11 protein-coding genes are annotated in these 6,927 nt (G+C 67.5%); 7 read left to right on the forward strand and 4 right to left on the reverse strand.

What is annotated here, in order from left to right; translation table 11 throughout:
- Positions 1 to 197: 197 nt before the first annotated feature.
- From Q4I23_RS28655 to rarD, 4 genes are all read left to right on the forward strand, one after another.
- A complete protein-coding gene (locus Q4I23_RS28655) occupies positions 198 to 437 on the forward strand; it encodes a BolA family protein (RefSeq protein WP_035671673.1) in 240 nt (79 codons plus the stop codon).
- 58 nt (positions 438 to 495) lie between these two features.
- On the forward strand, positions 496 to 837 hold the full coding sequence (gene grxD / locus Q4I23_RS28660; protein ID WP_014239508.1) for a Grx4 family monothiol glutaredoxin: 342 nt from the start codon (positions 496 to 498) through the stop codon (positions 835 to 837).
- A 151-nt stretch (positions 838 to 988) separates the two neighbouring features.
- On the forward strand, positions 989 to 1,417 hold the full coding sequence (locus Q4I23_RS28665) for a hypothetical protein (RefSeq protein ID WP_454018890.1): 429 nt from the start codon (positions 989 to 991) through the stop codon (positions 1,415 to 1,417).
- Positions 1,418 to 1,516: 99 nt separating this feature from the next.
- Positions 1,517 to 2,521 (forward strand): EamA family transporter RarD, encoded by a 1,005-nt coding sequence (gene rarD, locus Q4I23_RS28670; RefSeq protein ID WP_454018889.1) that lies wholly within the window; start codon positions 1,517 to 1,519, stop codon positions 2,519 to 2,521.
- Between the two features lie 6 nt (positions 2,522 to 2,527).
- On the opposite strand, the gene Q4I23_RS28675 is transcribed toward rarD, so the two are convergent.
- Entirely contained in the window at positions 2,528 to 3,199 is a 672-nt protein-coding gene (locus Q4I23_RS28675; RefSeq protein WP_454018888.1) for a TetR/AcrR family transcriptional regulator, read from the reverse strand.
- A 220-nt stretch (positions 3,200 to 3,419) separates the two neighbouring features.
- Between Q4I23_RS28675 and Q4I23_RS28680 the strand changes: the two genes are divergently transcribed.
- The 3 genes from Q4I23_RS28680 to Q4I23_RS28690 all read left to right on the forward strand — a co-directional run bounded on the left by Q4I23_RS28680 (position 3,420) and on the right by Q4I23_RS28690 (position 5,242).
- Entirely contained in the window at positions 3,420 to 4,523 is a 1,104-nt protein-coding gene (locus Q4I23_RS28680) for an alkene reductase (RefSeq protein WP_498528470.1), read from the forward strand.
- A gap of 153 nt (positions 4,524 to 4,676) precedes the next feature.
- Positions 4,677 to 4,919, forward strand: coding sequence for a hypothetical protein (locus Q4I23_RS28685; protein ID WP_454018886.1), 243 nt, complete (start codon positions 4,677 to 4,679; stop codon positions 4,917 to 4,919).
- A 5-nt stretch (positions 4,920 to 4,924) separates the two neighbouring features.
- Positions 4,925 to 5,242: a type II toxin-antitoxin system RelE/ParE family toxin gene (locus tag Q4I23_RS28690; protein ID WP_454018885.1), complete on the forward strand. Its 318-nt coding sequence runs from the start codon at positions 4,925 to 4,927 to the stop codon at positions 5,240 to 5,242.
- Between the two features lie 77 nt (positions 5,243 to 5,319).
- Here the strand turns inward: Q4I23_RS28690 and rpsD are convergent, their stop codons facing one another.
- The 3 genes from rpsD to Q4I23_RS28705 all read right to left on the reverse strand — a co-directional run bounded on the left by rpsD (position 5,320) and on the right by Q4I23_RS28705 (position 6,782).
- Positions 5,320 to 5,934 (reverse strand): 30S ribosomal protein S4, encoded by a 615-nt coding sequence (gene rpsD / locus Q4I23_RS28695; RefSeq protein ID WP_014239501.1) that lies wholly within the window; start codon positions 5,932 to 5,934, stop codon positions 5,320 to 5,322.
- Positions 5,935 to 6,118: 184 nt separating this feature from the next.
- Entirely contained in the window at positions 6,119 to 6,415 is a 297-nt protein-coding gene (gene cowN / locus Q4I23_RS28700) for a N(2)-fixation sustaining protein CowN (protein WP_094303160.1), read from the reverse strand.
- 154 nt (positions 6,416 to 6,569) lie between these two features.
- Entirely contained in the window at positions 6,570 to 6,782 is a 213-nt protein-coding gene (locus tag Q4I23_RS28705) for a hypothetical protein (protein ID WP_498528471.1), read from the reverse strand.
- Between the last annotated feature and the right edge of the window lie 145 nt (positions 6,783 to 6,927).

Below are 6,927 nucleotides of genomic sequence, written 5' to 3' on the forward strand. Positions count from 1 at the left end.
AACCCTCCCCCGCTTCGCAAGAGAGGGAATTCCGTCCCCTCCCCTGCGAAGCGGGGGAGGGTTAGGGTGGGGGCCGGTGGCGCGAACCCTTCGCACCGCGGAATGTCGTCGCTTCTCCGGTGACAAACCCGGCCGCTCCGCCTAATTATACGGGCAGCGCCCGCATGGGCAGGGTTTGACGGAACAGGATGACGGCCATGGCGATGGAAGCCGCGGTGATCGAGAAGCTCATCAGGGAAGGCATCCCGGACGCGACGGTGGAGATCGCCGACCTGCGCGGCGACGGCGACCATTACGCCGCGCTGGTCACCTCCGCCGCCTTCAAGGGCAAGTCGCGCGTGCAGCAGCACCAGATGGTCTACGCCGCCCTCCAGGGCAGGATGGGCGGGGAGCTGCACGCCCTGGCCCTGACCACCGCCGTGCCGGAAGGCGTGTAGGACGGCATCCCGCAAGGCACCCCCAAGACACGATGACATCGTAAGAAGGCCGAGAGACATGGTTGACCAGAACGTCAAGGATCGCATCGAGCAGGACATCAAGGGCAACGATGTCGTGCTGTACATGAAGGGCACGCCCGTCTTCCCGCAGTGCGGCTTCTCCGCCGCCGTCGTCCAGGTGCTCAGCACCGTCGGCGTGAAGTTCAAGGGCATCAACATCCTGGAGGACCCGGGCCTGCGCCAGGGGCTGAAGGACTACTCGAACTGGCCGACCTTCCCGCAGCTCTACGTCAAGGGCGAGCTGGTCGGCGGCTGCGACATCGTGCGCGAGATGTACGAGTCGGGCGAGCTGCAGTCTCTGCTGGCCGACAAGGGCGTCGCGACGGGCGCCAACGCCTGATCGGCCATCCGCCACAGACGTGTGACAAAGGGCTCCGCCACCGCGGGGCCCTTTTCCTTTGACGGAACAGGCCCCCGCCCACCTCTGTTTTCCCATCGACGATTCCGCGGAGGTGTCGGCACGGAGAAGACACGGATAAGGAGGCCCGGTCATGGACAGGCGCGTATTTCCAGCGGCGGCGCTGCTGGCTCTGATGGCTCTTCCCGCTCTGGCGCAGGGCCAGGAAGGAACGGTGCCCAAGCAGGAGCGGCTGACCGCCTGCCGGGACGAGGTGTCCCGCTTCTCCGACCTGTTTCTGGGTGACAAGGTGGTCGCCGGCGGGCGCAACCACACCGCCCTGACCGGCGAGCAGAAGGACCGGCTGCGCGGCCTGCTGGGCGAGGCGCGCTCCGCCGCCGGCAAGGGCGATCCGGACGGCTGCGTGGACCGGCTGCGCGAGGCCCGCGCGCTGGTCCGCAATGAGGGCGTCGGCACCAACGTCCCGATCGGCCGGGGCTCGTCGGGGTCGTCCGGTTCCATGCCGCGCAACAGCGTGCCCAGCGGAAGCGGAAGCGGCACCGCAGGCGGCGGAGGCGGTTGAGCGGAAAACCCCTGCGGGAAATGCGGCATTCCCGGCGCGCAGTGCGGGCATGAGGGGGCGTTCCTATCGCCCATTTCTTGGCCATGGTAAAGGGGAGTCATGGCCCAGACTCCCTCCCCCTCCTCGCCGCAGGCCGACGGGCACAACCCCGCCACCCTGGGCTTCGCCGCCGCCCTGACCGCCTTCCTGATCTGGGGTGGGCTGGCGCCGGTCTTCTTCAAGCAGCTCGGCAATGTCGGGGCGGTGGAGGTCGTCGCCCACCGGGTGCTGTGGACGGTGGTGCTGGTCGGGCTGTGGCTGGTGCCGACGCGCGGCCTGTCCGGCATTTTGCGCGGGGTGGGAAGCTGGCGGCGCCTGGGCATCTTCCTGGTGACGACCGCGCTGATCGGCAGCAACTGGACCATCTTCATCTGGGCCGTGAACAACGGCCATATGGTCCAATCGAGTCTCGGCTATTACATCAACCCGATCATCAACGTCCTGCTGGGCATCGCCTTCCTTCAGGAGCGGCTGTCGAAGCGGCAGGGCGTCGCCGTGCTGATCGCGGCGGCGGGCGTCCTGAGCCTCGTCCTATCCTACGGGGAGGTTCCCTGGGTGGCGCTGTCGCTGGCCTTGACCTTCGGCGTTTACGCGCTGGTGCGCAAGAAGGCGGCCATCGACCCGCTGATCGGGCTGCTGGTGGAAACCGTGCTGCTGGTGCCGCCGGCCATCGTCTATCTGCTGTGGCTGAACGCCCAGGGCCTAGGGAGTTTCGGCGCGCACGGACTGGGCACCGACCTGCTGATCATCCTGACCGGCCCGGTGACCGCCATCCCGCTGGTGCTGTTCATGGTCGGCGCCGCCCGGCTGAAGCTGTCGACCATCGGCATCCTGCAATACATCAGCCCGACCGGGCAGCTTCTGCTGGGTGTCGCGGTCTATGGGGAGGCCTTCACCTCCTCGCACCTGCTGGCCTTCGGCTGCATCTGGGTGGCCCTGGCGCTCTATTCGGCGGACGCGCTGTTCACCCACCGGGCCGCCCGCGCCGAGGCCCGCGCTGAACAGAACCGGGCCGAGCAGAACCGGGCGGAGCAGGCCCGCGCCGCCGCCTGCCGCGCCGATTGAGGTGGCTCAGGCCCGCGGCGCGAGGCCGTGGGCCATGGTGTGGGCGAGCGTCTTCACCACCTCGTTGACGCGGTCCGGGCAGCGCCCGAACACCACCTGATCGAGGAAGCCCAGACCGAAGCTGAGCGTGGCGATGCCCGCCGCGACGTGGGCGAGGTCGGCGTCCGCCGCGATCGCCCCGCGCTCGCGGAAGATCTCCAGCCGGCTGAGCAGGCAGGGGATGCGGCTTTCCGACAGGGTGCGCGCCATCTCGTTCGCGATGTCCGGATCGACCAGCGCGCGCGCCAGCATCACCCGCGTGAAGTCGCGGCACTTCCAGGCGTGGCGGAGCTGGTGCAGCAGAAACGCCGCCAGATCCTCCTCCAGATCGTCGCCGGGCGGCGGCATGGCGCAGCCGCTCCCCTCCTCGCGCCCGTAGCGTTCCACGACGGCCAGCAGCAGGCCGGCCTTGCCCGAGAAATAGCGCTGGATCAGCTGCTCGTTCACGCCAGCACGGCCAGCGATGTCGCGCGTGGTCGCGGCGTCGAAGCCGCGCTCGGCGAACACCATCTTGGCAGCGTCCAGCAGGACGCCCTTGGTCGCCTCGCGGTCGCGCTTGCGCGCGGGGGCGTCGGCACCGGCGGCGCAACAGCCGTCGTCAACAGCCGGGGCGGTGGCCGGGGTGTCGGTCTTGTCCACGATACAGGCCCTCTCACTGGCCGCCGATCCGTGCGGCGGCTGAAATGATAATAGGTATGCACGCGCATACTTGACAAGCCCGGATGGCGCTGGCAAGTATGTATCCACATACATACCGGGCGCCGCCCAACCCGCGGAACCCCGGACCCCACTTTGGGACGCCCCAACTTGGGATGCCTCACTTGGGACCCGATTTTTGAATCGAGAGGGCAACCGCATCATGACCACCGCCGATCTGTTCACGCCGCTGCGTCTTGGCTCCATGGAGCTGCCGAACCGCGTCATCATGGCGCCGATGACCCGCAGCCGCGCGGGCGAGGGCAACGTTCCCACCCCGCTGATGGCCGACTATTACGGCCAGCGCGCCTCCGCCGGCCTCATCATCACCGAGGCGACTCAGGTTTCGGCCACCGCACAGGGCTATCCCAGCACGCCGGGCCTCCACACCGACGCGCAGACGCTCGCCTGGCGCCGCATCGCGGAAGAGGTCCACGCCAAGGGCGGCCTGATCGCCGCGCAGCTCTGGCACGTCGGCCGCATCTCCCACACGGAGTTCCAGCCGAACGGCGCCCTGCCGGTCGCCCCTTCGGCCATCGCCGCCGCCGGCGAGTCCTACACCAGCAAGGGTCTGCTGCCCTTCCCCACCCCGCGCGCCCTGGAGACCGACGAGATTCCCGGTCTGGTCAAGGCGTTCGCGGACGCCGCCAAGCGGGCGGTGTTCGACGCCGGGCTGGACGGCGTGGAGATCCATGGCGCCAACGGCTATCTGATCGACCAGTTCCTGCGCGACCGCACCAACAAGCGCACCGACCGCTACGGCGGCGGCGTGGAGAACCGGGCGCGCTTCCTGCTGGAGATCGTGGACGCGGTGACCACCGCCGTCGGCCCCGGCCGGGTCGGCGTCCGGCTGTCGCCGACCGGCACCTTCAACGACATGGCCGACAGCGACCCGCGGGCGCTCTACACCCACGTCACCGAGGCGCTGAACCCCTTCGGCCTCGCCTTCCTGCACGTCATCGAAGGCCAGCCGGGCCACCACATGGCCCCGCCGGAAGGCGCCCCGCACCTCGCGGCGGAGCTGCGCCGGATCTTCAAGGGTCCCTTCATCATCAACGGCGGCTACAGCAAGGAGCAGGCCGAGGCGGCCATCGCCGCCGGCGCGGCGGACGCGGTGAGCTTCGGCGAGCCCTTCATCGCCAACCCGGACCTGCCGGAGCGTTTCCGCCGCAACGCGGCGCTGAACACGCCGGACAAGGCCAGCTACTACGGCGGCGACGCCCGCGGCTACACCGACTATCCGGCGCTGGAAACGGCCGACGCCTGATCCCTCTCCCCCGCGGGGATTGCCCCCGATCCCCGCACCTCAAGGCCGGGACCCGCAAGGGTTCCGGCTTTTTTCTTTCCACTGTGCCACCAGCGCGGACGTTGCCCGTTCCGGGAATCGGCTGTTATCCTGAACCGAGCGAAGGAGACGGGCATGAGCGTTATTCTGCCGCGCAACATCGAACAGATGGCTGAACGCCGCGCCAGCGAAGCCGGCTTTCAGGATGTGGCCTCCTATCTTGCCCATCTCATCGCCGCCGATGCCCGCGATGCATCCGACGAGGCGCTGGAAGGCGCCTTGTTGGAAGGGCTTGAAGGAGACGGCGGAGAGTGGGATGCCGAGGCAATGCGGGCCGAATGCCGGGCCGCGCTGGCCGCAACCCGTAAAGACATCTGAACGCCATGCGCATCCTTCCGAGCCCACGCGCGCGGAAGGATATTCTCGACCATTATACGTACATCGGTCTGCAAGATGAGGCGGCGGCTGAACGCTTTTTGACCGCCATCGAGCGTAGTTTCGCCCGGATCGCCGAGCATCCCGACATAGGATCGACCCGGCTTTGGCACAATCCGGCGCTTCGCGGCATACGGGCGTGGCCCGTCGGCGGGTTTGGCCGTTACCTGATCTACTACCGCCGCCAGGGGCCGGATGCGCTGAGGATTCTACGCATTCTCCATGGAGCGGCACTGTCCGAAGAGGTCTTGCGAACGCCGTACTGAGAGACGACCGCCCATCCCCAAACGAAAAAGACCGCGCCCGGAAGCGCGGCCTTTCGCGTGTCGGCTGGGCCGAACGGTCAGCGCGAGTAGAACTCGACGACCAGGTTCGGTTCCATCTGGACCGGGTACGGAATGTCGGCCAGCAGCGGGACGCGGACGAAGCGGCCCTTCAGGGCGCCCGTGTCGACTTCCAGGTAGTCCGGGGTGTCGCGCTCACCCGAGGCGGTGGCCTCGAGGATGAGGGCCATCTGCTTGGACTTGGCGCGCACCTCGATGGTGTCGCCTTCCTTGATCTGGGCCGACGGGATGTTCAGGCGGCGGCCGTTGACCAGGATGTGGCCGTGGTTGATGATCTGGCGCGCGGCGAACGGAGTCGGCGCGAACTTCATGCGATAGACCACCGCGTCCAGGCGGCGCTCCAGCAGGCCCACCAGGTTCTCGCCGGTGTCGCCCTTGCGGCGCACGGCCTCGGCGTAGATGCGGCGGAACTGCTTCTCGCCGATGTTGCCGTAGTAGCCCTTCAGCTTCTGCTTCGCCATGAGCTGCAGGCCGTAGTCGGACGGCTTCTTGCGGCGCTGGCCGTGCTGGCCCGGACCATACTCACGCTTGTTGATCGGCGACTTGCCACGGCCCCAGAGGTTTACGCCGAGGCGGCGGTCGATCTTGTACTTGGACTGTTGACGCTTGGCCATTTTGGTCCTCGGTGGAACACGAGTTGGTTTTGTCCCGGTAGTTCCGCGGAACAGGCCGCGGACGGGGCGCAAACAATAGGCACGCCCGCTTTCCCAGGAGTGAAGGCGCGCACTATAAGGATTCGGCGCGCCTTGTCAAACCATGAGTCGGGTCAAACCATGAGTCGTGTCGGTTCACGAAGCCTCAGCAGCACTCGTCCTCGAGCTGGCGCAGCATGGCCAGACCTTCCTCGTCCTCGTGTTCCTCGAACAGGTCGGAGATGTAATAGACGTTGGCGCAGAGCAGGCACAGCCCGTCCGCCTGACGCTTCAACGGATCGTCGGCCACAGCCAGCTTCGCCCGGAAACGTTCCCAGAAGGCGTTGGTCTTGGCCGGGTCGTCGATGTGCATGTACAGGCGCTCGATGATGCGGCGGGAGTTGCCCTCGCAGTCGATGCCCTTGAAGGAGACGTAGCGGTCGGGAGTGTCGGTTGCGTCCACGGTCGTGCTTCCTGCGGAAGAGGGTTGTATTGACATCCCTCATCGCGGAAGGCGGGTCCAGGAACAAGACCCGCTGCACGAACGGCGGGCGGACGGCGTGAACGGCGGGAGTCCTGCGCGAACGGTTCGCGCTCTTACCATTCAGGGGGCCCACTCAGGCGGCGTCTGACAGCTCTTCCTCAGTGAAGTCCAGCAGCGTGTTCAGCCGCTGCGGGGTCAGCGCTTCGATCCCCTCGTGCCACATCACCTCGCCGAACAGCGCGTGCAGCGCCGCCAGACGCTCCGGCGCGAGCCCGGTCAGGCGGTCGCCGTAATACTCCACCACGAGCTGGTCCACATAGGCGTGGTCGTCGTCCAGGAAAGCCATGGCCGTATCTCCTCGTCATCGTGGCGCCCACCCGATGCGGGCGCCGGCCATGGCTTTGTTCTACGCCTGCGGCGGCACCGGACGATTGAGGCGGATCAACCGCCGCCCGAAGTCACAGGCCAGCGGAAACAACCCTGATGCGCGT

The sequence above is a fragment of the Azospirillum sp. UFLA03-27 genome (genome assembly GCF_059803775.1).

What these genes read in the sequence shown, in the direction of transcription:
- Q4I23_RS28655 (WP_035671673.1), top strand. Translation starts at nt 198, where the DNA reads ATGGCGATGGAAGCCGCGGTGATCGAGAAGCTCATCAGGGAAGGCATC.
- rpsD (WP_014239501.1), bottom strand. Translation starts at nt 5,934, where the DNA reads ATGGCCAAGCGTCAACAGTCCAAGTACAAGATCGACCGCCGCCTCGGC.
- Q4I23_RS28680 (WP_498528470.1), top strand. Translation starts at nt 3,420, where the DNA reads ATGACCACCGCCGATCTGTTCACGCCGCTGCGTCTTGGCTCCATGGAG.
- Q4I23_RS28685 (WP_454018886.1), top strand. Translation starts at nt 4,677, where the DNA reads ATGAGCGTTATTCTGCCGCGCAACATCGAACAGATGGCTGAACGCCGC.
- grxD (WP_014239508.1), top strand. Translation starts at nt 496, where the DNA reads ATGGTTGACCAGAACGTCAAGGATCGCATCGAGCAGGACATCAAGGGC.
- Q4I23_RS28665 (WP_454018890.1), top strand. Translation starts at nt 989, where the DNA reads ATGGACAGGCGCGTATTTCCAGCGGCGGCGCTGCTGGCTCTGATGGCT.
- Q4I23_RS28690 (WP_454018885.1), top strand. Translation starts at nt 4,925, where the DNA reads ATGCGCATCCTTCCGAGCCCACGCGCGCGGAAGGATATTCTCGACCAT.
- Q4I23_RS28705 (WP_498528471.1), bottom strand. Translation starts at nt 6,782, where the DNA reads ATGGCTTTCCTGGACGACGACCACGCCTATGTGGACCAGCTCGTGGTG.
- rarD (WP_454018889.1), top strand. Translation starts at nt 1,517, where the DNA reads ATGGCCCAGACTCCCTCCCCCTCCTCGCCGCAGGCCGACGGGCACAAC.